This window comes from Chryseobacterium tructae (assembly GCF_030409875.1).
Lineage (GTDB): Bacteria > Bacteroidota > Bacteroidia > Flavobacteriales > Weeksellaceae > Chryseobacterium > Chryseobacterium tructae.
On sequence record NZ_JAUFQR010000002.1, the window covers coordinates 83,854 to 106,104 of the forward strand.

23 protein-coding genes and 1 pseudogene are annotated in these 22,251 nt (G+C 35.0%); 20 read left to right on the forward strand and 4 right to left on the reverse strand.

Features of this window, described 5'->3' with window-relative positions:
• From QWZ06_RS23340 to QWZ06_RS23375, 8 genes are all read left to right on the forward strand, one after another.
• Positions 1-594, forward strand: coding sequence for an acyltransferase (locus QWZ06_RS23340; RefSeq protein WP_047382988.1), 594 nt, complete (start codon positions 1-3; stop codon positions 592-594).
• A gap of 75 nt (positions 595-669) precedes the next feature.
• Complete coding sequence (locus tag QWZ06_RS23345; protein ID WP_290301533.1) at positions 670-1,248, forward strand: transposase; 579 nt, start codon at positions 670-672, stop codon at positions 1,246-1,248.
• Between the two features lie 60 nt (positions 1,249-1,308).
• Positions 1,309-2,136, forward strand: coding sequence for an alpha/beta hydrolase (locus tag QWZ06_RS23350; protein ID WP_290301534.1), 828 nt, complete (start codon positions 1,309-1,311; stop codon positions 2,134-2,136).
• Positions 2,137-2,250: 114 nt separating this feature from the next.
• Entirely contained in the window at positions 2,251-4,746 is a 2,496-nt protein-coding gene (paaZ, locus tag QWZ06_RS23355; protein WP_290301535.1) for a phenylacetic acid degradation bifunctional protein PaaZ, read from the forward strand.
• A gap of 105 nt (positions 4,747-4,851) precedes the next feature.
• Complete coding sequence (locus QWZ06_RS23360; RefSeq protein ID WP_290301536.1) at positions 4,852-5,562, forward strand: XAC2610-related protein; 711 nt, start codon at positions 4,852-4,854, stop codon at positions 5,560-5,562.
• Between the two features lie 310 nt (positions 5,563-5,872).
• Positions 5,873-6,646 (forward strand): DUF4241 domain-containing protein, encoded by a 774-nt coding sequence (locus QWZ06_RS23365; RefSeq protein WP_290301537.1) that lies wholly within the window; start codon positions 5,873-5,875, stop codon positions 6,644-6,646.
• A gap of 5 nt (positions 6,647-6,651) precedes the next feature.
• Complete coding sequence (locus QWZ06_RS23370) at positions 6,652-7,347, forward strand: SMUG2 DNA glycosylase family protein (protein ID WP_290301538.1); 696 nt, start codon at positions 6,652-6,654, stop codon at positions 7,345-7,347.
• A 34-nt stretch (positions 7,348-7,381) separates the two neighbouring features.
• The gene (locus QWZ06_RS23375) at positions 7,382-10,063 is read left to right on the forward strand and encodes a DEAD/DEAH box helicase family protein (RefSeq protein ID WP_290301539.1); all 2,682 of its coding nucleotides are present in this window, start codon (positions 7,382-7,384) and stop codon (positions 10,061-10,063) included.
• An 88-nt stretch (positions 10,064-10,151) separates the two neighbouring features.
• Here QWZ06_RS23375 and QWZ06_RS23380 read toward each other — a convergent pair whose 3' ends face one another.
• Positions 10,152-10,973: a T9SS type A sorting domain-containing protein gene (locus tag QWZ06_RS23380; RefSeq protein WP_290301540.1), complete on the reverse strand. Its 822-nt coding sequence runs from the start codon at positions 10,971-10,973 to the stop codon at positions 10,152-10,154.
• 34 nt (positions 10,974-11,007) lie between these two features.
• The gene (locus QWZ06_RS23385; RefSeq protein WP_290301541.1) at positions 11,008-11,556 is read right to left on the reverse strand and encodes a phage tail protein; all 549 of its coding nucleotides are present in this window, start codon (positions 11,554-11,556) and stop codon (positions 11,008-11,010) included.
• A gap of 391 nt (positions 11,557-11,947) precedes the next feature.
• On the opposite strand from QWZ06_RS23385, the pseudogene QWZ06_RS23390 reads away from it, so the two are divergent.
• From QWZ06_RS23390 to QWZ06_RS23445, 12 genes and pseudogenes are all read left to right on the forward strand, one after another.
• Positions 11,948-12,711 (forward strand): annotated as a pseudogene (locus tag QWZ06_RS23390) (enoyl-CoA hydratase/isomerase family protein).
• A 253-nt stretch (positions 12,712-12,964) separates the two neighbouring features.
• Complete coding sequence (locus tag QWZ06_RS23395) at positions 12,965-13,582, forward strand: hypothetical protein (protein WP_290301542.1); 618 nt, start codon at positions 12,965-12,967, stop codon at positions 13,580-13,582.
• Positions 13,582-14,232, forward strand: coding sequence for a hypothetical protein (locus QWZ06_RS23400; RefSeq protein WP_290301543.1), 651 nt, complete (start codon positions 13,582-13,584; stop codon positions 14,230-14,232). The genes QWZ06_RS23395 and QWZ06_RS23400 overlap by 1 nt, the downstream gene beginning before the upstream one ends.
• A gap of 149 nt (positions 14,233-14,381) precedes the next feature.
• Positions 14,382-14,672 (forward strand): winged helix-turn-helix domain-containing protein, encoded by a 291-nt coding sequence (locus tag QWZ06_RS23405; RefSeq protein WP_123909053.1) that lies wholly within the window; start codon positions 14,382-14,384, stop codon positions 14,670-14,672.
• Between the two features lie 60 nt (positions 14,673-14,732).
• The gene (locus QWZ06_RS23410; RefSeq protein ID WP_290301544.1) at positions 14,733-15,572 is read left to right on the forward strand and encodes a metallophosphoesterase; all 840 of its coding nucleotides are present in this window, start codon (positions 14,733-14,735) and stop codon (positions 15,570-15,572) included.
• 12 nt (positions 15,573-15,584) lie between these two features.
• The gene (locus QWZ06_RS23415) at positions 15,585-15,881 is read left to right on the forward strand and encodes a hypothetical protein (RefSeq protein WP_290301545.1); all 297 of its coding nucleotides are present in this window, start codon (positions 15,585-15,587) and stop codon (positions 15,879-15,881) included.
• Between the two features lie 12 nt (positions 15,882-15,893).
• Positions 15,894-16,190, forward strand: coding sequence for a hypothetical protein (locus QWZ06_RS23420; RefSeq protein ID WP_290301546.1), 297 nt, complete (start codon positions 15,894-15,896; stop codon positions 16,188-16,190).
• A gap of 12 nt (positions 16,191-16,202) precedes the next feature.
• Positions 16,203-16,688 (forward strand): Coq4 family protein, encoded by a 486-nt coding sequence (locus tag QWZ06_RS23425; protein ID WP_290301547.1) that lies wholly within the window; start codon positions 16,203-16,205, stop codon positions 16,686-16,688.
• Positions 16,689-17,017: 329 nt separating this feature from the next.
• Positions 17,018-18,388 carry a DUF4153 domain-containing protein gene (locus tag QWZ06_RS23430; RefSeq protein ID WP_290301548.1) on the forward strand — a complete coding sequence of 457 codons (1,371 nt, stop codon included), beginning with the start codon at positions 17,018-17,020 and terminating at the stop codon, positions 18,386-18,388.
• A 12-nt stretch (positions 18,389-18,400) separates the two neighbouring features.
• Positions 18,401-19,087, forward strand: a complete 687-nt coding sequence (locus QWZ06_RS23435) for a DUF1361 domain-containing protein (protein WP_290301549.1) — start codon at positions 18,401-18,403, stop codon at positions 19,085-19,087.
• Between the two features lie 178 nt (positions 19,088-19,265).
• A complete protein-coding gene (locus QWZ06_RS23440) occupies positions 19,266-19,805 on the forward strand; it encodes a hypothetical protein (RefSeq protein ID WP_290301550.1) in 540 nt (179 codons plus the stop codon).
• Between the two features lie 59 nt (positions 19,806-19,864).
• Positions 19,865-20,377: a hypothetical protein gene (locus QWZ06_RS23445; RefSeq protein ID WP_290301551.1), complete on the forward strand. Its 513-nt coding sequence runs from the start codon at positions 19,865-19,867 to the stop codon at positions 20,375-20,377.
• A gap of 87 nt (positions 20,378-20,464) precedes the next feature.
• On the opposite strand, the gene QWZ06_RS23450 is transcribed toward QWZ06_RS23445, so the two are convergent.
• Both QWZ06_RS23450 and QWZ06_RS23455 read right to left on the reverse strand, forming a co-directional pair.
• Positions 20,465-21,013 (reverse strand): S8 family peptidase, encoded by a 549-nt coding sequence (locus QWZ06_RS23450; protein ID WP_290301552.1) that lies wholly within the window; start codon positions 21,011-21,013, stop codon positions 20,465-20,467.
• Positions 20,902-22,119, reverse strand: a complete 1,218-nt coding sequence (locus QWZ06_RS23455) for a S8 family serine peptidase (RefSeq protein ID WP_290301553.1) — start codon at positions 22,117-22,119, stop codon at positions 20,902-20,904. The genes QWZ06_RS23450 and QWZ06_RS23455 overlap by 112 nt, the downstream gene beginning before the upstream one ends.
• Between the last annotated feature and the right edge of the window lie 132 nt (positions 22,120-22,251).

Consider the following 22,251-nt stretch of genomic DNA (forward strand, 5'->3'; position numbering starts at 1 on the left):
ATGAACATCTACTCATATCACGGAATCCGTCCCATTATAAAGCCTTCTGCCTATATTCATCCACAAGCCGTAATTATAGGGAATGTGGAAATTGGTGAAGAAGTCTATATCGGCCCTAATGCAGTAATCCGTGGCGACTGGGGAAAAATTATCATTAAAGATGGAGCGAATGTTCAGGAAAACTGTACACTTCATGTTTTCCCTAATATAGAAACTATTTTAGAGGAATCGGCTCACATTGGACACGGAGCGATTATTCACTCGGGACACATCGGAAAAAACTGCTTGATCGGAATGAATTCTGTAGTGATGGACAAAGCTTATATCGGTGATGAAAGTATTGTCGGTGCTTTGGCATTTGTTCCAGCCAACTTCAGATGTGAACCCAGAAAACTGATCGTAGGAAGTCCTGCAAAAATTATCCGTGATGTTTCCGATGAAATGATTCATTGGAAAACAGAAGGAACAAAACTATATCAGGAACTGGCAAGGGAAGGAAAAGAAGCCATTCTGCCTTGTGAACCTTTTACTGAGTATGTACAACAGATCCCAACAAAGATTGTAGATTACAGTATCTGGGATGATGTGAAATAAATAATATTGTGGATCTAAACCTAACAGGTTTCTAAAACCTGTTAGGTTTTAACAGAGTAAGCATCAAATTTAAAAATGATTAATACAGAAAGTTTTGAATTCGAAGGAATTTATCACATCTTTTCTCATGTAAATGGGAAAGAAGTTATTTTTCGGGAAGAAACAAATTATCATTTTTTCCTAAAGCAGTTAAACAGATATATTCTTCCGATTGCAGATATTTATGCATACTGCCTGTTACCCAATCATTTTCATTTGCTATTAAGGTTTAAAAGTTTTAATGATATTGATACAGAAGATGAACATCAATATTTGATGAAAAATTTTGGAGACTTTCTAAATTCTTATGCTAAAGCATACAATAAAAAATATAACAGAAAAGGAGCTCTTTTTCTTAATACAATAAAGAGGAAAAAAGTGAATGACGAAAAGTATTTGTTGAAAGTTGTACACTATGTACATAACAATCCTGTACACCATGGCTTTGTCAACAATATTGAAAATTGGAAACATTCTTCTTATAAATCTTTTTTTAATTTAGAAAAAGAAAGCAAATTGGATAGAAAAACGATATTAGATTATTTTGACACAATAAACGATTTTATGGTTTACCATAATTCAAATGTTGAATACGATTATTTGGATTTAGAATAATTGTGAACATCTAAACCTAACAGGTTTTTAAAACCTGTTAGGTTTCAAAAAAAATTAAGTATGATTAAGAAAATTGCTCTTGTATGCAGTATGATGTTGGCGGTAACTTATACAGTTTCAGCACAGACTGTTACTACTAAACCGCTTACAATAGGAGAAGTAAGGACGATTAAGTCCAAAACATTGAATGAAGAAAGAACATTAAACATCTATCTTCCTCAAAATTTTGATAAAGCAAAATCATATCCGATTATCTATCTTTTAGATGGAAGTATGAATGAAGACTTTATCCATGTTTCAGGATTGATGCAGTTCTTTAATCAGATGTATTCTATGCCGGAAACTATTGTGGTGGGAATTGCTAATGTGGATAGAAAAAGAGATTTTACTTTCCATACGGATATAAAAGATTTACAGAAAGATTATCCTACAACAGGACATTCTGATAAGTTTATTGCTTTTTTTGAAAAGGAATTAAAACCTTATGTTGAAAGTCAGTTTAAAACTACTGAGAAGTATCTGTTCGGACAATCTCTTGGAGGGCTTTTAGCAACAGAGATTTTACTGAAAAAGCCTGAAATGTTCAATAATTACTTCATCATCAGCCCAAGTTTATGGTGGGATGATGAAAGTCTTTTGAAGCAGGCTCCACAGTTACTTTCAAAATCTTCAGATACTAAAAAATTCGTTTATGTTTCTGTAGGAAAAGGAGAGCATCCTGTGATGGTGAAAGATGCAGAAGATTTTTATGATGTTTTGAAAAAAGCAGGAAAGAAAAACTGGACAGTAGAATACAAAATGATGGAAACAGACAATCATGCCACCATTCTTCACAGAAGTTTGTATGAAGGACTGCTGAAATTGTTTCCGTATCAGGAACCGAAATAATTAATAAATGTAACAATATACCAATGTAAAAATCTAACCATTCTTTTCATGCAGAATACTGTAAGCATTTATTGGTAAACTGTTAGATGGATACATTGTTAAATTAAATATTATATGGAAAAATTAAAAAATTATATCTACGGACAATGGGTAGAAGGAACTGGAACCGGAATTCCTTTATACAATGCCGTAACCGGAGAGCAGGTTGCTGTTTCCGATACGGAAGGACTTAATTTTGAACAAGCTCTTGATTACGGTAGAACGGTAGGATACAAAAACCTTTCTTCAATGACTTTCTACGATCGAGGAGAAATGTTGAAAAAAGTAGCACTTTACCTGTTAGAAAGAAAGAAAAAATATTACGAATTATCATATAAAACAGGAGCCACACATGTTGATTCATGGGTAGATATTGAAGGAGGTTTCGGAACCTTCTTTACCTACTCCGGATTGGCAAAAAGAATGCTGCCTAATACTCCGTTTTGGGTAGATGGAGATACTCAGAAGATTTCTGCTAACGGAACTCATTTGGGAACTCACATTTTGACACCTAGTGAAGGCGTGTCTGTACAAATCAATGCCTATAACTTCCCGGTTTGGGGAATGTTGGAAAAGTTATCCACATCGTTGTTAGCAGGAGTACCTTCCATTGTGAAACCATCTCCTTTCGGATCTTATCTTACGAATGTGGTATTTCAGGATATGATTGAAAGTGGAGTATTACCTGAAGGGGCAGTACAATTGGTATGCGGAGAGCCAGGAAATATTCTGGATTATGTTCAGGATGGAGATTCTGTATTATTCACTGGTTCGGCAACAACAGGAAGAAAGCTAAAATCACTTCCATCTGTTGCAGGAAATGCTGTTCGTTTCAATATGGAAGCAGATTCCCTGAACTGTTCTATCCTTGGATTGGAAGCAAAACCCGGAACTCCGGAATTTGATTTATTCATCAAAGAAGTTCGTAACGAAATGACTACAAAAGCAGGTCAGAAATGTACGGCGATCAGAAGGATTATAGTTCCTGAACATTTAATTGGGGACGTTCAGAATGCTTTATCCAAAGCGTTAGACCAAACGAAGATCGGTAACCCATTAAGCAGAGAAACAAGAATGGGATCTTTGGTGGGAAGACAGCAATACGAAGAAGTTTTAAGAAAAGTAAATATTTTAAAAACAGAAACGGAACTTGTGTATGATGGGAAGCATGAGCTTGTAGATGCCAGTTATGAAAATGGAGCATTTATGAGCCCTAAACTATTCCTGAATGACAAACCTTTCGAGAAAAATATCTCTCACGATGTAGAAGCTTTCGGACCGGTATCTACATTAATGCCATATAAAGATGCTGAAGAAGCAGCGGCTTTGGCAAAAAGAGGAAAAGGAAGTTTGGTAGGATCTATTGTTTCTCATGACGAAAACTTTATTGCCGAAACTTCCTGGAAAATGGCTTCTCAACATGGTAGAATCTTTGTACTCAACAGAGATAACGCTAAAGAAAGTACAGGTCATGGTTCTCCACTTCCGACATTAATGCATGGTGGCCCTGGGAGAGCTGGTGGTGGCGAGGAAATGGGTGGCTTGAGCGGACTGCATTTCTTCCTGCAGAAAACGGCTATTCAAGGATCACCAGATGTATTGAAGGCTATTACTAAAATTTACCAGCAAGGAGCAGAGAAAAAATTCTCTGATAAACATCCTTTCCAGAAATATTTCGAAGAAGTTGAAGTAGGAGATTCTCTTGAAACAGCAGGAAGAACTGTAACTGATGCAGATATTGTCAACTTCTCGAATGTATCTTGGGATCATTTTTATGCCCATACTGACGCAACAAGTTTAACGGGAACTATTTTTGATAAGACAGTTGCTCATGGATATTTCATCCTTTCGGCAGCAGCAGGATTATTTGTTTCCGGGAAAAAAGGCCCTGTTATCGCTAATTATGGATTAGAAGAGTGTAGTTTCTTCAAGCCTGTATATGCCGGAGATACTATTACAGTTTATTTAACAGCAAAAGAAAAGATCAACAGAGGGGTAAAAGGAAGAAATATTCCATCGGGAGTAGTGAAATGGTTGGTTGAGGTAGTTAATCAAAGAGATGAGGTAGTTTGCGTAGCAACTATCTTAACCTTGGTAGCAAAACAGTCTCCTTTCATTGATCTGAATGTGAAAAATGTTCAAAAGATCTTAGGTGGATTAACGGAAAGTACTCCTGCACTTTGGGGGAAAATGTCTCCACAGCAAATGATTGAACATTTGGAACAGGCTTTATTAGTAAGTTTCGGAGAACCTGAAGCAGACCAATGTTTCACTCCTGAAGAGCATCTTGAAAAATGGCAGGATTCTCTTTATAATCATAGAGGAATGCCAAAGGACTTTACAGCTCCTTTCTTACCAAAAGATGGATCACTTCCTGAAGCTATACACAAAAATCTGGATGCCGCAAAAACCTCTTTCATGGATAACCTGAAGAAATTTGTAATCTACTACAAAGAAAATCCACAGGCAGAGCACATGAACTTTGTATTCGGAAAATTGAATAAAGAAATGTGGGAGCTGATGCACAGAAAGCACTTCACTCATCATTTCCAACAGTTTGGATTGATTTAATTCAAAATAAATACGTATAAAAGTCCCTTTCATCATTGTATTGAAAGGGACTTTTATTTTTATATTATTCTGTTTTTATTTTCTAAATTCAGCAAAATTTTTATCATGAGGTATTGGATTCTTTTCACAGCTTTTGGGGTTCTTACTCTTCTTTCTTGTTCAGGGAATCCCAAACCGGGAAATGACGGGTATTTTTCTGAAGAGAAATTTGTAGACAGCTTGAATGCAGGAGTAAAAGGTAAAACCAAAATCGTTTTTGAAAAGTTTAGGCATTCCGGAAATGGTGAGGTCTATGTTTCCATTCATTTTTATGACCTGAAAAAAATCCGGGTGGAATCCAAAGGCTCAGAATTGTACACCTGGGAGCTGAAGAATAATTTTAAATTTGATAAAGATGGAGTTTCAGATCTTAATGTGGAAATTAAAGATTTTAATAACGATGGATTTAATGATATAACCTATCAAAGTGCCATAGCAGGAAGGGGAGGAAATGTCGTAATGACACTATTTATATACGACCCTAAAAATAAAAACTTTATTCATATTAAAAACTCTGAAAGATTTCCGAATTTAAGTTATAATACAAAACTAAACTGTATCAATTCTTTGATATTGACAGGTTCCACCACAACAGCATTTTTAAAAATTAAAAAAGATTCTTTGGATGAATTTGCAAGGGTGGATGTTTCAGATACCATTCAGGTAGAAGTAAAAGATGCTACGGGAAAGTTCAAAATTATTCAAAAGAAATCATTTCTAGGTTCAGATGAGGACTCTTACAGAATCTTTAGAAATTACAATCCCTTAGAATACTAGATTGATATTTTAGGTAACTATATTTGTTTCGATATGTTGTTTTATTTTGTATCAATCTTAGTTTTCATTTTGATGTAAAAAGTCTCATTTTTTCTAATGCTATTCTATGTGATAAAATCAATAAGAGAATAGAGCAAAGCAAGAATTGCAAAAATGAATTTAGAACTCAGTTTACCGGATGAGCTTTTTAATTGAACCATGTCAAGGTTTCAAACCTTGACATGGGTAAAAAGATAGAAAACCAGACTAAAGTATTTTGAAAATCAATAAATGAATAGTATTTTTAATCCTCAATCATAAAATAAGAACAATGAACGAAAGCTGGAAGCAAAAATGGAAAGAGATAAAAGATAAATTAGTATCTCCTGTAGATATTGAGACCTATTTTATCGCGGAAGAGATCATGGAGCAGAAGATGGAGACCATGGAAATTGGTAATGTTTCCCTGCCGTCAGGAAAAGTAATCGTAAGAGATCCTCTGGTATATCTGAATCAGAAAGAGCAGCCTTTTTTTGTTGAGGTTCCCAAAGGAAACTTTCCCGTAACCATAGCTGTTGTAAAACTGGAGGATTGGGGAGATCGGTATGCTGCTGCAAAAGTAGAGTTTACTAAGGAAAAACCGGTGATGTATAGAGAGGCATTAATTGGTATTGAGAATATTGAAAATGCCAATGAAGATGAGTTTTTTGGATTTAACGTAGATGCTGGTTTAGCTTGTATTACCGATCCTGAAGTAGTTCCTTATGTAGACAAATTTATTGAGGAACTGGATGTAGACAATATTTATGATGATTATTTTGCAGAATTATTCGCGAAAAGTTATTCAGAGAATCCAAGAAACCAAAGAGAGCTAGGCGATTGGATCAACTGGACTGTTCCCAATACAGAATATCAGATCCCAATATTTGCCAGTGGAATAGGAGATGGTGTATATCCGGTTTACTTTGCTTATGATGAACAGGATCAAGTATGCGGATTATATATCCTGTTTATCGATATTGAGTTAGAATTATCTGAATATGATGAAGACGAGGATGAAGATGATGATACTGATCAGCCGGATAATTTTGTTTTCCTAAAATAAATTCAATGAATAAAACTTTTGCAGATCAGGTGATTGAATTCAATGAGAATCTTAGCTATTCGGGAAATCTTCCTGATGGTTTTGAAGTATTGAATCCATATCTGGATAATCCGGAGACGATGCAGGTCATGCAAAAGTTTTATCACAAGTATTATAACGATTTTCGTAAAAGAAAATTTATCGTTGGGATCAATCCTAGCCGGCATGGAGCAGGAGTAACAGGTGTTCCTTTTACTGATACCAAGCGATTGGAGAGTGTATGCGGAATAAAAATGGAATCTGCCCGTACTCATGAAGTCTCTTCTGTATTTATGTATGATATGATAGAAAGTTATGGTGGAGCGGATGTGTTTTACCAAGATATTTATATCAATTCGCCATTTCCTTTGGCCATTGTAAGAAAAACAAAGAATGGATGGCTCAATGCCAATTATTATGATGATAAAGAGCTTTTCAAGGAGGTAAAGGATTTTATGATTGATTCATTAAAAAAGCACATCAGCCTGAATCTGGATACCTCAGAAGTCTTTGTGTTAGGTAAAAAAAATGCCGAATTTATTTCAAAACTTAATAAAGAAGCCCAACTATTCGATACTATGACGGTTTTAGAACATCCTCGGTATATCCAGCAATATAAATCGAAGGAGAAACAGCTGTATATAGACAAATACGTTTTAGCATTAAAAGATAAAGATCAGTAATTCCGATAAGCTCGTTTTTTATTAAATTGTGAACATGAATGTTTTTCCTAAAGACACAGCCTTTAAATACAGCTGGCGGATGTATCAGAAAAGATTTCTGGATCATTTGGAGGAGTATCTTATAGATAATCATTTGCATGTCTCTGCACCTCCTGGTTCCGGAAAAACGGTTCTTGGATTGGAAGTGATGATAAGACTGGATAAACCTACACTTATTGTTGCTCCTACTTTAGCCATTAAAAATCAATGGATCCAAAGATTTTGTGAGCTGTTCCTCAATACAGAAACTGTTCCTGAATGGATCTCTTCAGACATTAGAAAACCGGGAATTATTACAGTAACAACCTATCAGGGTATTCATTCTGCTTCTGAAACAGCTGAAGAAGAGGAAGAAACAGTAAGGTCTTCAAAAGTTCCGGCCTCAGAAATTATAAAACGACTTAAGAAGCAAAAAGTAGGTACTCTTATTCTGGATGAAGCCCATCATTTGAAAAATGCATGGTGGCGAAGTCTCATGGAACTGAAAAGTAAAATTGAACCCACTGTTGTCTCTCTTACAGCCACACCGCCTTTTGATGTTTCAGGTATAGAATGGCAAAAATATATTCAATTGAATGGGCCTATAGATGTAGAAATATCTGTTCCTGAACTCATGATTGAAGGAGATCTTTGTCCACATCAGGACTTAGTACACTTTACGTTACCTTCTCAGGAAGAACAAAATAAAATTGAATATTACCATACACAGGCATTAGGGTTTTTTGAAGAAATAAAAAAAGATGCTGCACTTCTTGATGCTATTGATCAACATCCCGTATATCAGAAACCGTTGGAACACTTGGACTGGATCTATGAAAATATATCTTCCTATACTTCGGGATTGGTATACCTTCATTTCAGGGGAAGAGAAATTCCCGAAGTCCATTTTGAAATTATTGGCGATCAGCAGCAATATATTCCCGAATTTGATTTCTTCTGGATGGAAGAACTTTTAGACTTTTATTTAATCGTGGATGAGACTCATTTTAAGGTTGATGAAAGTCACCGTACTGATTTGGGTAACAGATTAAGAAGGCTTGGCTTTCTGGAGCAAAAAACATTGAGTTTCTTTAATAATAAAAATCTCAATCAAATCCTTAATTCAAGCATCGGAAAACTTCAGGGGATAAAAGAAATTTCCGACTTTGAGTTTTCAGAACTTAAAGATGAACTCAGAATGGTAATTCTTACTGATTTTATTAAAAAAGAATATTTAAATAACGGAACTCAAAATACGCTTATTCTGGATAAAATAGGTGCGGTTCCAATCTTTGAAAAACTGAGGCGGGAAAATTCTCAACATAAAAAAATCGGAATTCTTACAGGAAGTTTGGTCATTATTCCTGCAAGTGCAAGGAACATATTTGAGGAGCTTTGTATGAGAAAGGAATTGTTAGGAATAGGACTTTCTCCATTGAGCTATGATCAGGATTACCTTGTTATCAATCTTTCAGAACAGATAAAACATGATATTGTACACATTATTACGGAAGTCTTTCAACGCGGAGAAATTCATGTTCTGATTGGAACCAAGTCATTACTGGGAGAAGGTTGGGATGCACCCAAGATGAATACGCTGATCCTAGCAAGTTTTGTAAGTTCCTTTGTTCTTTCAAATCAGATGCGGGGAAGAGTTATAAGAACTGATAAAGATATTCCTCATAAAACCGGGAATATATGGCATCTTGTATGTTTTGACTCCAACGATGAGGCTGGAGGGCAAGATCTGAATATTATGAAGCGGAGGTTTAGAACCTTTGTAGGCATTTCCAATAAAGAGATTCCAACTATTGAAAACAATTTTGAAAGGCTTAATACTAAGACGATTGAAAATAAAGAAGATATTCAAGCGATGAATCAATCCTTTTTCGCTTTGGCTAAAGATAGACAGAACCTTATTAGACGTTGGGAAAAAGCTTTAGAGCAAGGAAATGTTTTAGTAGAAGAGATTCAGGTTCCTGTCATCAATATGATTGCCATGGAAGAGGTGAAAATGAATTATATTGGAAAAATGTCCAGGAATATGGTTAAGGTGATGGCATCTTCTGTACTATTATTCTGGCAGAATCTTTTATTTGGTCTCTTAAGGAATATACAGGCAATTAGTTCTGTAAAAACTTTTTCATTGTTTGTATCTCTATTTGGATTAGCAGGTTTCGTGGTGTATGGAACAAAGTTATATAGATCTGCAAGGCAATACTGGAGATGCCGGGATGTCGGAAGGCAGCTGAGTGCACTTGCAGAAGTAGTCTTATATGGACTGATTCATGAAAAAGTCATAAAAACCTCTTTTGAGAAATTAAAAATTGTAAGCTCATCCAACAGAAATGATGGAGCATTCTGCTATCTGAAAGGAGGCAGCCAATACGAAAACGCGCAGTTTATCCAGACATTACAAGAGTTGGTTTCTCAGATAGATAACCCGAGATATCTATTGAAGCAGAAAAGAAATTCTTTTTTCCAAAAAAGTGAACAATACTTTCCGGTGCCGGAAATGTTTGCAAAAAACAAAAAGAGTGCGGAATTCTTCATGAAGGTCTGGAATAAAATTATGGGAACATCAGAACTGGTTTTTACCAGAACCATTGATGGTCGTAAAATTTTATTAAAATTAAGATTTGAATCTCTTTTAAAAAGAAATGGAAGAATAGAACACCTTCATAAATGGACAAGATAAAAAACAAACCCCTTAATAAATCAAGGGGTTTTGTTATTCATGAATTAGAATCTTTATGGGAACAAGCTCGGATGTGAACTTTGAAATATTAGTTTTTAATAACTTTAGTAGATTCGGTAGCGGTCTTGATAAAGTAAACGCCTTTAGGAAGCTCTGAAATACTAATTTCATTCAATCCTTTCTGAACCTGAACCGTTTTCAACATTTTACCATCAACACTGTAGACGCGTGCTTCAGAGTTGTTCTCTGCTGTAATGGAAAGTGGTCCATGGGTTGGATTAGGATAAAGAGTCAAGTTTTTTTGAGTGCTTTTATTTTCTGAAGTACCTAATACAATGTTACTATCTTTTACCCAGGTGAAAGCATCTAAAGCTACATATCTAAACCCGCCATTTGCTGTGATACGGAGTTCGTCAATAACAATGTTTGAGTAATTCTGGCCATTTAAGTTGGTCATATCTATCAAGGTATAACCATTGGTCGCTCCTAAACTTGTTGCAAATCCGTTGGTTTTTGTTTGGGTAAATTTTGTTACCCCGCTCAATTTTCCGGTTATCGTAAGGGAGCCTGTTACATTAAGATCAAGATTCAATGCCGAGAGATACATCCAGAATCTGTTTACTTTAAATAAATTAGAAGTCGTTCTGATACTGAAGGATGGTGGAGACTCTTGATTATTGGAATTATCAATGTAACGGTTATCATTGGCTGTTCCATTCCAGCCTGTTCCCGGATAGTTAGCTTGAATATCAAAAACACTTACATAGGAGATGATATTAAAGACAACCCCATTATCGGTGAAGCTTGTACTTGCGTTTGACTCCGTCTCAAATTGTTCTGTGCTGGTCTGCCCAAATGAAAAAAGTGAAATGAGCAGACTACAAATTGTAAAAATAGTAGTGCTTTTCATGATTTTTGTTTTAAATATTAGGTTATGATATGTATTAATCTCGCGGAGGGTAAATACCTTCCACACAGATGATATAATTTAATCCCAGATAAGGCGGCATATTATTCATAGGTAAATTTTGACCAACGAAAGCAATACTTTTGTTGTTAATAGCGGTATCAGGATCATTATTGACATAACTTGTCACTGCATTGAAATCTCTTCCTACCTGTGTTCCTGTAATAGCAATAGAGGTGGTAGCGTTTGGAGTAGATGTATTTGCGTTTTTATTGGCCACTTTAAGTTGAAAACCCGCTCCAACACTTGGAAGGTTTGAAGCCAATAATGTGTTTTGAGTTGTTCCGGCTACTACTCCCAGTGGATAAAATTCATTGGCATTTACATTTCCCGCTCCCAAAGCCATTCTTCCCTTTAAGTTGGGAAGGGCAAATGTTGTTATTCCGTCTCCACCATATGTGGTTCCTAAAAGAGAAAATAATGCCGAATTTCTTGAAATAGATAATATGCTTCCGTCACAAAACATCCAGCCTCTTGGTGCGAAATTTCCTGCAAATAATTTAACGATTCCCATGTACTCTTCCATGATATATTTTTTTAGCCTTTAATTTTCTTACTCTGTTGATGGCTTTTCAGATTCCGCCGTTAGTGATTTTTTCTTACCCAAAGGAACAACTAATCATAAGGCGGTACTAGAGTAGAAAATACCAAATTGAGTATTCCGTATTTCTACGGATAATGAATTTTTGAGGGGTAAATAAATTGAGTACATAAAGAGAAAAACGAAGCATGTACAGTTGAAGAATTAAGATATTTTTTTATTCATTACAAATCTGATTACAGTTTCAGATATCCATCTTCCATGATTCTTTATCATAAACCTAATTATCAAACACTTTTCCATCTAATTTCTCTCTCTGAAGTTTCTTCAAAAGCACTGTATTTAGTATTTTTGTAAGAATCCAATAAAAATTAAAATGAACGAATTCGTAGTATCAGAAATTAAAAATAATATTGCCGAAATTACATTCGGAACCCCAAAAAGTAATGCTCTTCCAGGAGCTATTTTAGAAAAACTTGCCCAAACCATTTTAGAAGAAGGAGCTAAAGATGAGGTAAAAGCGATCTTAGTAAAAAGTGAAGGGGAAAAGGCATTCTGTGCAGGAGCAAGTTTTGATGAACTTTTGGCTATTGAGGAGCTTGAGGCTTCAACAAAGTTTTTCGGAGGTTTTGCTAAAGTTCTGAATGCCATGAGAAATTGTGGAAAGATTGTAGTCGTAAGGGTTCAAGGAAAAACAACTGGCGGTGGAGTAGGAATTGCATGTGGTGCTGACTACTGTTTTGCAACAAAAGATTCTGCATTGGCACTTACAGAGATCAATCTAGGAATCGGACCTTTCGTTATTGGGCCTTACGTAGAAAGAAAGATCGGAAATCACAATTTTCAGCAATGGCTATTGATGCCGATTTCAGATCCGCTGAGTGGGCAGAACAACATAATGTGTATCATTCTGTTTCAGATAATATCCAGGAAATGGATGAAAAGCTTGAGAAGTTCTTACAAACTCTAGCCTCAAGAAGCAAGGAAGCTTTGGCATTGATCAAAAAAGTTTCATGGGAAGGAACAGATCATTTTAACGAACTTATGCCGGCAAGAATTCACATGAGCGCAAGCCTTATTTTAGAAGATTCTGCAAAAAAGAATATTGAAGCCATCAAAGAAAGATTGAGAGCAAAATAATTTCTTTTTACGCAAAAGATATTCACCGCTGATTATTTCAGCGGTTTTTTTATTGATAGAAAATTGGGAAAGGTCTTTTATTACGGTATTATTAATGAAGTTTTTCAATCTGAAAATAAGGATAATAACTAATGATTATTACTCTTATAACTTCAAGCTTCCATCATCTAAGTTCAAATTCATTTCCATAATTTTAAAAAAATATTTTGCAGGTTCATAAAAAATTATAACTTTGTAATTCAAAGTTCTTTTTATGGATTCAAAAAATTATCACGAAGATTTATCCCATATCCGTTCCATGATGGAACGGTCTTCCAGATTTATTTCTTTAAGCGGTCTCTCCGGAGTGGTAGCAGGTGTAGTAGCACTTTTAGGTGCGGGGTATGCTTATTTTGCCATGGAAAGTAAAAAAGTAGGGTATATGCATACGGGCAGGCTTAGCTTTACTACTGACTTGGTTCATGAGCTTATCATCACAGGATTGGTAGTTTTAGTAGCAGCAGTTTTCAGTGGCTATATTTTTACAGCTAATAAAAGTAAAAAGAAAGGATTAAAGATCTGGGATGCCACTACCAAAAGACTTTTAGTTACCTTTGCAGTCCCGTTAGCAGCTGGAGGGATCTTTTGTGCAGCCCTTATTGAACATCATTTACTAGTATGGGTTGCTCCTACCACTTTAATCTTCTATGGACTGGGATTGATTAGTGCTGAAAGGTATACCTTGCCGGATGTAAAATATCTGGGATATTGTGAAGTAGTCCTTGGGTTATTTTCCTTGTTTTTTCTGGGATGGGGATTATTTTTCTGGGCTGTAGGCTTTGGGATTTTGCATATTGTCTATGGGCTTATCATGCATAAGAAGTATCAATAATGGGAATTGGTTTTGTCATATTATTCCACCTTATCATTATAGCTATTTTGGCTTTCATATGTGCCATAATAGGTTGTCTGCTTATTTATTTCATCAGTGGAAAAGAAAAAAGAAAACGGAAAGTGATATTGGTATGTATAGCTCCTTTTGTGGCATTTTATACTTTCTATATCGTTGGTATTATTGGATTATCCATAATATCAGAGAATAAAAAAGTAGATATCGGAATTGGGGATGCATGGTATATTCCTTTGAAAAATAATCATCAACTGCTATTTATTGATATTCCGGAACAGGCGAGCATTAATAAAAACAATGGAGAAACTCAGATTTCAATGGTGGCAAGAATTGAAGAGAAAGGAAATCAGATTTTCGGAAAAACTTTTGATAATGAGTATTTTTTGTTGGATACAAAAACAGATATGTTGAAAAAGTTTACTACAGAGAAAGAGTTGGTTACGCTTCATTCAGATAAGAAACTCAAGTTGGAGGATGTTACAAAATTTTATTCAGAAAGAAAAAATAATATAATGGGATACTGGCCTCTGTTGATAGTATTCTTGTCTCTCATAATCAGCATTGGAGTGGTATATATATTAAAGTTAGTATTTAATCTTTTAATATTTGAAAAATCATCATATGTGTCATAAATAGGGCTTTTCGGAAGGAAAAAAAATTAATCCCTATTTTTGCACCGTTTTTTGAAACAAAAAAAGTGGTAAAACTATATCAGCAAAGGATTAATGAGAATGAAAAAATAGTCACATTTTGACTGTTTTAGAATAAATAAGATAAAGAAATGATCAAAATAAGTCAACTCAATAAAGAATTTGAAAGTCGTGTAAGATTGGGCATTATGTCTGTTCTTATGGTGAACGACTGGGTTGATTTCTCTGAAATGAAAGGATTGTTGGAGATTACAGACGGAAATCTTGCCAGTCATAGTAATGCCCTTGAAAAAGTGGGATATATTGAAGTGAAAAAAGAATTTGTAGGGAAGAAACCTAAAACCTCTTATCGAGTTACGCAGAATGGGAGACAAGCTTTTACAGATCATCTGGATGCGCTTGAAAAACTATTGGGACGCTAGTCCTATATTTTTTTGAATTTTTACTTTGTAATTCAAAGTTCTTTGTTTTAAATAAATATCATGAATAGGAAAACATTTTTAAAAAAGATTTTACAGATTTCAGTGCTGGGAGCTTTTCCGGGATTGTATTCATGGCAGGTAGAGCCGTTTTGGGTGGAATTTGTTCAGAGAAAGCTTCCTGTGAAAAACTTACCTAAGGCTTTGGATGGGAAAATACTGATGCAGATTTCCGATTTGCATGTAGGAGCTCGCTTCGATTGGAATTTTTTAATTGATTCTTTTCAAAAAGCTAAACAATACAAACCGGATTTTGTAGTGTATACGGGAGATTTTGTAAATCATGGAACATCTCAGGAACAGGAAGATCTAAAAAAAGTAATGGAAAACTGTGTACTGGGTACTTTAGCAACCTTTGGAATCTTAGGAAATCATGATTACGGAGAAAATTGGGAGGATGCAGAATGTTCAGAAAAAGTATGTGATACTCTTAGTAACTCAGGGATTACAATGCTTAGGAATGCCCAACAGGAAAGTCATGGTTTACATTTTATAGGATTTGAAGATCTATGGTCACCTTATTTTCACCCTTCAGAAGTGATGGCACAGTATAATCCTTCAAAAGCCAATATTGTGCTTTGTCATAATCCAGATGCTTGTGATAAGAACATCTGGAATGGTTATCAAGGCTGGATTTTGAGTGGCCATACCCATGGCGGACAATGCAGAATTCCGGGAATCGTTACTCCCATACTTCCGGTAAAAAATAAAGAATATATATCCGGAGAGATTGATCTGAAAGATGGAAGAATGTTGTATATCAATCGTGCTCTTGGACATTCTTTCCAAGTAAGATTTATGGTTCGCCCCGAAATCACTGTTTTTACATTAACTCAAGCTTAAAAAATTAATTAAATGAAAAACAAAGAAATCATCAACCTTGGAAAATCCATATTTGGAGTATTTTTTATACTGGGAACAATCTTCCTTTTAGGAGGAGTAATAACCAGAGATGAAGTATTTGCTAGAGCAGGCTATATACTGTTTTATTTCGGAGTGCCGGCAAATCTGTTGTGTGTATTATCCTTTTTGATTTACGGTATAATACATCGTCCGAAATTTTTAGCCTGCTTAAAGACAGTTGGTATACTCTCAATCAATATTCCCATTGCAATTCTATATGGGGCAATAGGGATCAGTTTATTTTATTAAATTATTCAAAAGATGTCAGAAAGAAATATTTTAAATTTAGGAAAAGCTGTATTTGGCGTGTTTTTCCTCATAGGAAACATTTGCCTTTTCGGATATATTTTAACTAAAGATTTCAAATTTGCAAGTCTGGGCTTTTTAATTGTTAGCTATGGGGCTGCTTTCAACCTCATTGTTTTAGCAGGTCTCATGCTCTACGGATTGATCGATAAGAATAAAACCAAAACCTGCTTTCAGTCAGCAGGATATCTTCTCATTATTATACCCTTTGCTATTCTTTATATCATAATAGGTTGGGATCTTGTTTTTTAAAATACATGCACTATGAAAAAAATACGTGTTCAGTTTCTGCTTTTTGTATACGATAAAACTCAAAAACTATACAGAAAATACTTTAAAAAGAAAAAAAGGCAATGGCAGTTCAATGAAAGGCAGCTGCTGGAATTTCAGGAAGATTCACTGGGAAGAAAGCTAGGAGAATTCTACCACAAACACGGGTTTTCTATGATCCCTAAAATGGAAAATCACGATGTTCATCATCTCATTACTGATTGTGGAACCAACTTCGAGGATGAAATTGCCATGCAATACCTCTTGTTAGGAAACGGAAAACTCAATGCCCATCTTTTAGCAGCTATTGTACTGGGAACCTTGATTCTGCCGGAATATATCAAAATATATGGTAAAGCTTACAGGAAAGGGCAAACGATGAGGGCTTTTCATCAATGGGACTTCGAAGGTTTACTTTGGCAGAACTTTGAGCATCTGAAAGACTTTATCCAACAGAAAGATCCGGTTGCTTTACATTAAAAACGCATCATATAGAAAATATAAAGTTCAGTTCTACCGGGAAATATACTTTTGCTATCTCTCTTGGTCTGGGAACATTTTTGTTTTTATTATTTTTTATCACTAGAAGTGAATATTTGCTGGTTTGCGGATTAATGTATGTAATCCTTGCAGTACTTGTGAACGTAACAGTACTTTTATGTGAACTGATTGTTTTTCTGCTGGACATTTCTGAAAGAAAAGACTCAGGAAACTCTGTTCTCCTTTTATTGGCAAATATTCCAATTGCAGTAATATATCTCCTAACCATTTTCAATTTTTGTTAAACTAACTTCTAATTATTATATACTATGAAAACACATCACTATATATTTTTAACAACAGCTCTGTTTGTTATCCTTTTCTACGATCAGGACATGGGGCTGAATTTTGGAATCCTTGGGATTCTATATACAATTCTGAATTTCTTTAAAACTCCTCAAAAAAACAAAACCAGGGTATTTTACTTGCTTACAGGGACAAGTTTACTTTCGGGAGTTGCATTTGCATGGTATGGTGACTTTCCGTCATTCCTGGCAGTGGCCAGTTCGCTTCTTTTATTAGCTTATAAATCAAGGAACAGGAAAATGAAGATCCTTTTTTTAATTCCTGTTTTTATAACCAATGGCTGTACTTCAATCTGCAGAATTTTTATGTTGGATAAATGGCTGCCTCAAAAGAATATTCCGGGAATGTGGCAGAAGATCATGGCCTTTGTACTCATTCCTTTAGTTCTTATTTCCGTCTTCTTTGGAATTTATGCCACAGGGAGTGATCATTTTGCAGCTCTTTTTACAGATTATGAACTGGATCTCAATCTTTGGCAGGTCTTCTGTCTTACCGTTTTAGGCTTTTTAATCGCTTTTAATTTCTGGAACTTCGCGGTGGAAAAATTGATCTATAAAAACCATCACTTTTTGGATAATGACTTTCAGAAAAGTGTTCAGATTCCTAAATCAACCTATTCGTTCCTTGATCTGGATGCAGAAAGAATGAGTGGTGTAATATCTTTCTTCTGTCTGAATATTTTGCTGGTATTCTTCATTATCACCTATAATTATGAACAGTTTTATGAAGTTTCCAAAACACCGGTTCAGCTTTCAGAAGAAACTCATGAACGTGTCAATGCAGTTATCATGTCTATTGTAATGGCTATCCTGGTCATTATGTTTTACTTTAAATCAGGATTCAATTTTGATCCTAAAGCCAAGCTGCTGAAAATTTTAGCTAAAGTCTGGATTGTTTTAAATGCTGTATTGATCCTCTCTGCAGCAGCCAAAAACTATGAATATATCGTCAACTATGCCTTTACTTATAAAAGATTGGGTGTTTTTGCATTCCTTCTTTTATCTCTGGTGGGACTTGGTTTAACCTTCATTAAAATTCAAAGACAAAAAAGAAATGCCTTCCTCTTCAATACCATGGCGTGGTATCTTTATGGAACCATTTTGATTTGCAGCTATATCAACTGGGGTGGTTTTATTACTTCACAGAATATGAAGCGAAAAGATTTTGCGGTGAATTATCATTTGGGATCTGTTAACTTCAGCGAAAAAGGTTTGTTGAAATATGCAGATGAAAAGAATAATCAAAAGCTTAAAAGAGCTCTTCAGGACAAAATCAAAGGAGAAAAGTCAAAATCTTTCCTTTCAAAGATCATCTATTATCAAACCATCAAATAAAAATAAAACAAGATGAAAAAGTTAATGGAATCTCCAAGATTTAAAATGAATTCTTTGTTGATATTAATGACCCTGTTCTGTTTCAGCCTTTCCCTTTTCAGGTATTATATCAGCGAAACAAAAGTATTTTTATTTCTGAACTGGAATCTGTTTCTGGCATGGATCCCTTTATTTCTAAGTACTTTTATATTGGCATTCAATATTAAAAGCAAAATATCCCTTGCTTTGATCATTATTGTCTGGATCTTATTTTTCCCAAATTCACCCTATATCCTGACCGATCTTTTTCATTTAAAAGTAAGAAATACAATTCCTATCTGGTATGATCTGATTGTAATACTTTCTTATGCCTGGACAGGGCTTATCTGTGGGTTTTTAAGCCTTAATGATATTGAAAAACTTCTGTCAGGTTACAGTAAACAAAAAGTTATCAATGGAATTGTAGTCCTCTTTCTTTTTATGAGCAGCTTTGGAGTGTATCTGGGAAGATTTCTAAGATGGAACAGCTGGGATGTCCTGAATAATCCTTTTGGATTGTTTAATGATATTGTCGTACGATTTATATATCCGCTGGAGTACACAAAAACCTGGGGTGTTACCCTTTTAATGGGAATTATGCTCAATTTTATGTATTTCACTTTTAAACTGATTAGAAATAATAGCGGGGAGCCTGTTCAGTCTAAAAATCTAGTCGGTTAAAAGAGTTGGAACAATTTTAGCATTTAAAAAAGACTGATTAACCAGGATTGAATTGAAAAGGGAAATTTGAACATTGATAATTTCTAATGAAACAGGGTTCAGAAGTATGGAAGACTATAATAACTTCCATCTTCCAGCCTCCATCTTCCAATTTTTTCCAATCTTAAAATTGATTATTATGAAAAAAAGCTTATTGTTAATACCATTGATTATTATTTCATGTAAAAAAGATCCTGCTGTGGCAGATGTATCTCAAAAGGATTCAACGATCGTAACTGAAATGCCGGACTCTGTTTATAAAGCAGATTCTGTAGCGCTGAGAAAGAAAGATTCAATCATTAACAATGCTCCTGCTACTAAGGAAGTTTTACAAAAAGGAGTAATGAGAAGTGAGAAAGAAGGGCAGATCGTAAGAACGGCAGATGCATCTCAGCTTCCTTTCACAATAGGTGAAGAATTCAAAAAAGATGATCAGGAACTGGTTTTAAAGCTAACCCATTTTGAACAATCTCATATCAAGGCAAAAATCTCAACAAAAGAAAAAGAATTTAATATCAGATTCAATCAGATAAAACTTCCTAATGGAAATTATGATGGCCCATTCGGAAGAGAACTTACTTATGAAATTCCTGAAAAAGGAGAAGTATGGCTGATTATTGGAAAAAGTAATATGGCTTCCGGGAATACCAAAGGACATTTTACAGTGAGTATTGAATAGTTTTTATCATTTTGGTACAGTTTCTGCAAATTGATAGAAGAAGTTTAAATTTAAAAATTATGAAAAATATAGTTCTAACAGCAATGGCCGCTTCAGCTGTACTTGTAAGTTGCGGAACCGTACAGTCGCTCGTTCAGAATACATTCCCATATACAACGAATGTTTTAGTTTCTACAGGGGTACCTGTTGATAAAGAAGTTTCTTCAACGGCAACAGCTACCAATGTACAAACATGGTTTGGAGGAAATAATAATGCCCAGATCAAAGATGTAAGAATCTCTGATGCTAAAATTTCTGTGGCATCTCCTTCCGGAGGAAATCTAAGTGCATTTAAAACGATTAAAATATATGTTTCATCCAACGGAACAGGGGAAAGGCTCATCGCATCCCGTTCCAATATCTCTACCAATTCATCCAGCATGAGCTTGGATTTGAATGATACAGGATTCTTGGATAGCATTGTAAAAAGCTCAGGGCTTACTGTAAGAACCGTTTATGAATTGAAGAACCAAACATCTTCAGATATGAACATTAAAGTTGCCCTTAATTTCAGCAGTGTTCCTGCAAAATAATTTTGTACAAACAGTCTATGACTAAAAAAACTCCTTTCAAAATACTGAAAGGAGTTTTTTGCTTTAAAGGAAAATATTGTCTCTTAATTATAATTTAGTAAACTTCTCTAGAACTCGTCTTGAGCCTTCATTGATATTCATGATATATTGCCCAGTAGGAAGGTGAGAAATAATAATCCTCTCTCCGGAAGAAACTGTACTTTTTATCACTGATCGTCCTTGCATATTGATGATTTCAACCTCTAATTTTTTATCTTCAGTACTCTGAATCGCTATATAATTACTGGAAGGATTAGGATATATTTTTACCTCAAGTGCAGGAAGTGCTTTAACAGAAACTGCAGATTTACCTTCCAACTGTAAAATGGCATTTCTCACATTTGGAAGTGGACCTATTTTTTTATTAACATCAGTACCACCTTGTGGAATTCCCGTAGAAACCAAAAGGTTTTTCATAGCAGCCGGACTTAAATATTGCCCCTTAGTCTGACGGTAAAAAGATTGTATAAGTACTGCTGCAGAAGCTACTGTAGGAGTTGCAGAGCTTGTTCCACTGAAATAATTGTATGTTCTGTTGTTGTCATTATCATACTTTGCATACGATCCATATCCTGCAGCCAAACACTGCTGCCCCATCCCTGTACGTCCACTCTGCTCCCATAAGTGCTGAAACTTTGTTTTGAATGTGTTGTGTTAGGAGTTCCGGCTCCTACAATGATGGCTCCACTGTTGCCTCTGGCTCTGTATGCTGCATAAAAAGGTTCATCAAGATCCTGATTTCCGTTTCCTGCTGCTGCAATGATGATGATTCCCGAATCTGTAGCTGCTTTTGTAAGATCCCAGATCACGCTATCATATTCAGCAGGACAATATTCACCGTTTTTTCCACCGGTCTGCATTTCATACAGGATAATATCTCCGGCTTGAGAAGCATTAATGGATCTGCTGACTGCTGAAGCTCTGTTATATCCAACGGTAGTCCATTCCATATATCCTTTTATTTCTGAGGCATTGTAAACCGCACCCGTAAGCCCAATATTATCTTTTATAGATCCTAAAATGCTTACCACAGCAGTACCATGATCTCTATAATTATTTCCTGATAATCCCGAGTTTGGAGAATATCCGGGCTCTAATTGGATAGAATTCTGATTGGTTAACATTTCATGAGTTTTATAGAAACCATATTCTACATCACGAATACGAATATTTTGCCCGGTGATTCCTCTTGACCATGCATATTTTGCATTAATGCCCGGATTGTCATTCAAATAGGTTTGTACACTTTCCAGATCCGGAGTGGTAACAAACATATTGACCAATGGTGGTTCAATAGGGGTGCTACTCATCACCGATACATATTCTATTTCAGGAAACTTTTCAAGGGTCTGAGTCAATCTTTGGAAAGTATCATCATTTTGAACAGGAACATTCGCTTTAAATATTCTTTTAAGCTTTTGAACAGATTCTCCAGAGTTTCCATTCATTTTGCTGTTTTCCATCATTTCATTAATTTTCTTATCACTGAAACCCAGATCATAAGTAAATGAAATTCCATTTTCTTTAACAAATCTTTCCAATTCAGCATTTTTTTCAAATGCATCTTTCTCTGAAGTGACACCTTTTGAAAAACATACATAGATCTGATCGTTTTGCTTGCTACTGCGATTTGAAAGCGATTGTCCAAATGAAAGGACGAAACAGAACATAAATACAATAAGGAGTTTAATTTTTGTTTTCATATTATTTTTATTAAATGGTTGTGAATTGATTTGGATAATGTCAAAAATAATAATAAAATGAAAACAAATCACGTTTTTGTGAATTTATTTTTCAATGAAATTATTCTGCTTTTAGATAAAGGAATTGTTCTG

What these genes read in the sequence shown, in the direction of transcription:
- QWZ06_RS23340 (WP_047382988.1), top strand. Translation starts at nt 1, where the DNA reads ATGAACATCTACTCATATCACGGAATCCGTCCCATTATAAAGCCTTCT.
- QWZ06_RS23345 (WP_290301533.1), top strand. Translation starts at nt 670, where the DNA reads ATGATTAATACAGAAAGTTTTGAATTCGAAGGAATTTATCACATCTTT.
- QWZ06_RS23350 (WP_290301534.1), top strand. Translation starts at nt 1,309, where the DNA reads ATGATTAAGAAAATTGCTCTTGTATGCAGTATGATGTTGGCGGTAACT.
- paaZ (WP_290301535.1), top strand. Translation starts at nt 2,251, where the DNA reads ATGGAAAAATTAAAAAATTATATCTACGGACAATGGGTAGAAGGAACT.
- QWZ06_RS23360 (WP_290301536.1), top strand. Translation starts at nt 4,852, where the DNA reads ATGAGGTATTGGATTCTTTTCACAGCTTTTGGGGTTCTTACTCTTCTT.
- QWZ06_RS23365 (WP_290301537.1), top strand. Translation starts at nt 5,873, where the DNA reads ATGAACGAAAGCTGGAAGCAAAAATGGAAAGAGATAAAAGATAAATTA.
- QWZ06_RS23370 (WP_290301538.1), top strand. Translation starts at nt 6,652, where the DNA reads ATGAATAAAACTTTTGCAGATCAGGTGATTGAATTCAATGAGAATCTT.
- QWZ06_RS23375 (WP_290301539.1), top strand. Translation starts at nt 7,382, where the DNA reads ATGAATGTTTTTCCTAAAGACACAGCCTTTAAATACAGCTGGCGGATG.
- QWZ06_RS23380 (WP_290301540.1), bottom strand. Translation starts at nt 10,973, where the DNA reads ATGAAAAGCACTACTATTTTTACAATTTGTAGTCTGCTCATTTCACTT.
- QWZ06_RS23385 (WP_290301541.1), bottom strand. Translation starts at nt 11,556, where the DNA reads ATGGAAGAGTACATGGGAATCGTTAAATTATTTGCAGGAAATTTCGCA.
- QWZ06_RS23395 (WP_290301542.1), top strand. Translation starts at nt 12,965, where the DNA reads ATGGATTCAAAAAATTATCACGAAGATTTATCCCATATCCGTTCCATG.
- QWZ06_RS23400 (WP_290301543.1), top strand. Translation starts at nt 13,582, where the DNA reads ATGGGAATTGGTTTTGTCATATTATTCCACCTTATCATTATAGCTATT.
- QWZ06_RS23405 (WP_123909053.1), top strand. Translation starts at nt 14,382, where the DNA reads ATGATCAAAATAAGTCAACTCAATAAAGAATTTGAAAGTCGTGTAAGA.
- QWZ06_RS23410 (WP_290301544.1), top strand. Translation starts at nt 14,733, where the DNA reads ATGAATAGGAAAACATTTTTAAAAAAGATTTTACAGATTTCAGTGCTG.
- QWZ06_RS23415 (WP_290301545.1), top strand. Translation starts at nt 15,585, where the DNA reads ATGAAAAACAAAGAAATCATCAACCTTGGAAAATCCATATTTGGAGTA.
- QWZ06_RS23420 (WP_290301546.1), top strand. Translation starts at nt 15,894, where the DNA reads ATGTCAGAAAGAAATATTTTAAATTTAGGAAAAGCTGTATTTGGCGTG.
- QWZ06_RS23425 (WP_290301547.1), top strand. Translation starts at nt 16,203, where the DNA reads ATGAAAAAAATACGTGTTCAGTTTCTGCTTTTTGTATACGATAAAACT.
- QWZ06_RS23430 (WP_290301548.1), top strand. Translation starts at nt 17,018, where the DNA reads ATGAAAACACATCACTATATATTTTTAACAACAGCTCTGTTTGTTATC.
- QWZ06_RS23435 (WP_290301549.1), top strand. Translation starts at nt 18,401, where the DNA reads ATGAAAAAGTTAATGGAATCTCCAAGATTTAAAATGAATTCTTTGTTG.
- QWZ06_RS23440 (WP_290301550.1), top strand. Translation starts at nt 19,266, where the DNA reads ATGAAAAAAAGCTTATTGTTAATACCATTGATTATTATTTCATGTAAA.
- QWZ06_RS23445 (WP_290301551.1), top strand. Translation starts at nt 19,865, where the DNA reads ATGAAAAATATAGTTCTAACAGCAATGGCCGCTTCAGCTGTACTTGTA.
- QWZ06_RS23450 (WP_290301552.1), bottom strand. Translation starts at nt 21,013, where the DNA reads ATGGGGCAGCAGTGTTTGGCTGCAGGATATGGATCGTATGCAAAGTAT.
- QWZ06_RS23455 (WP_290301553.1), bottom strand. Translation starts at nt 22,119, where the DNA reads ATGAAAACAAAAATTAAACTCCTTATTGTATTTATGTTCTGTTTCGTC.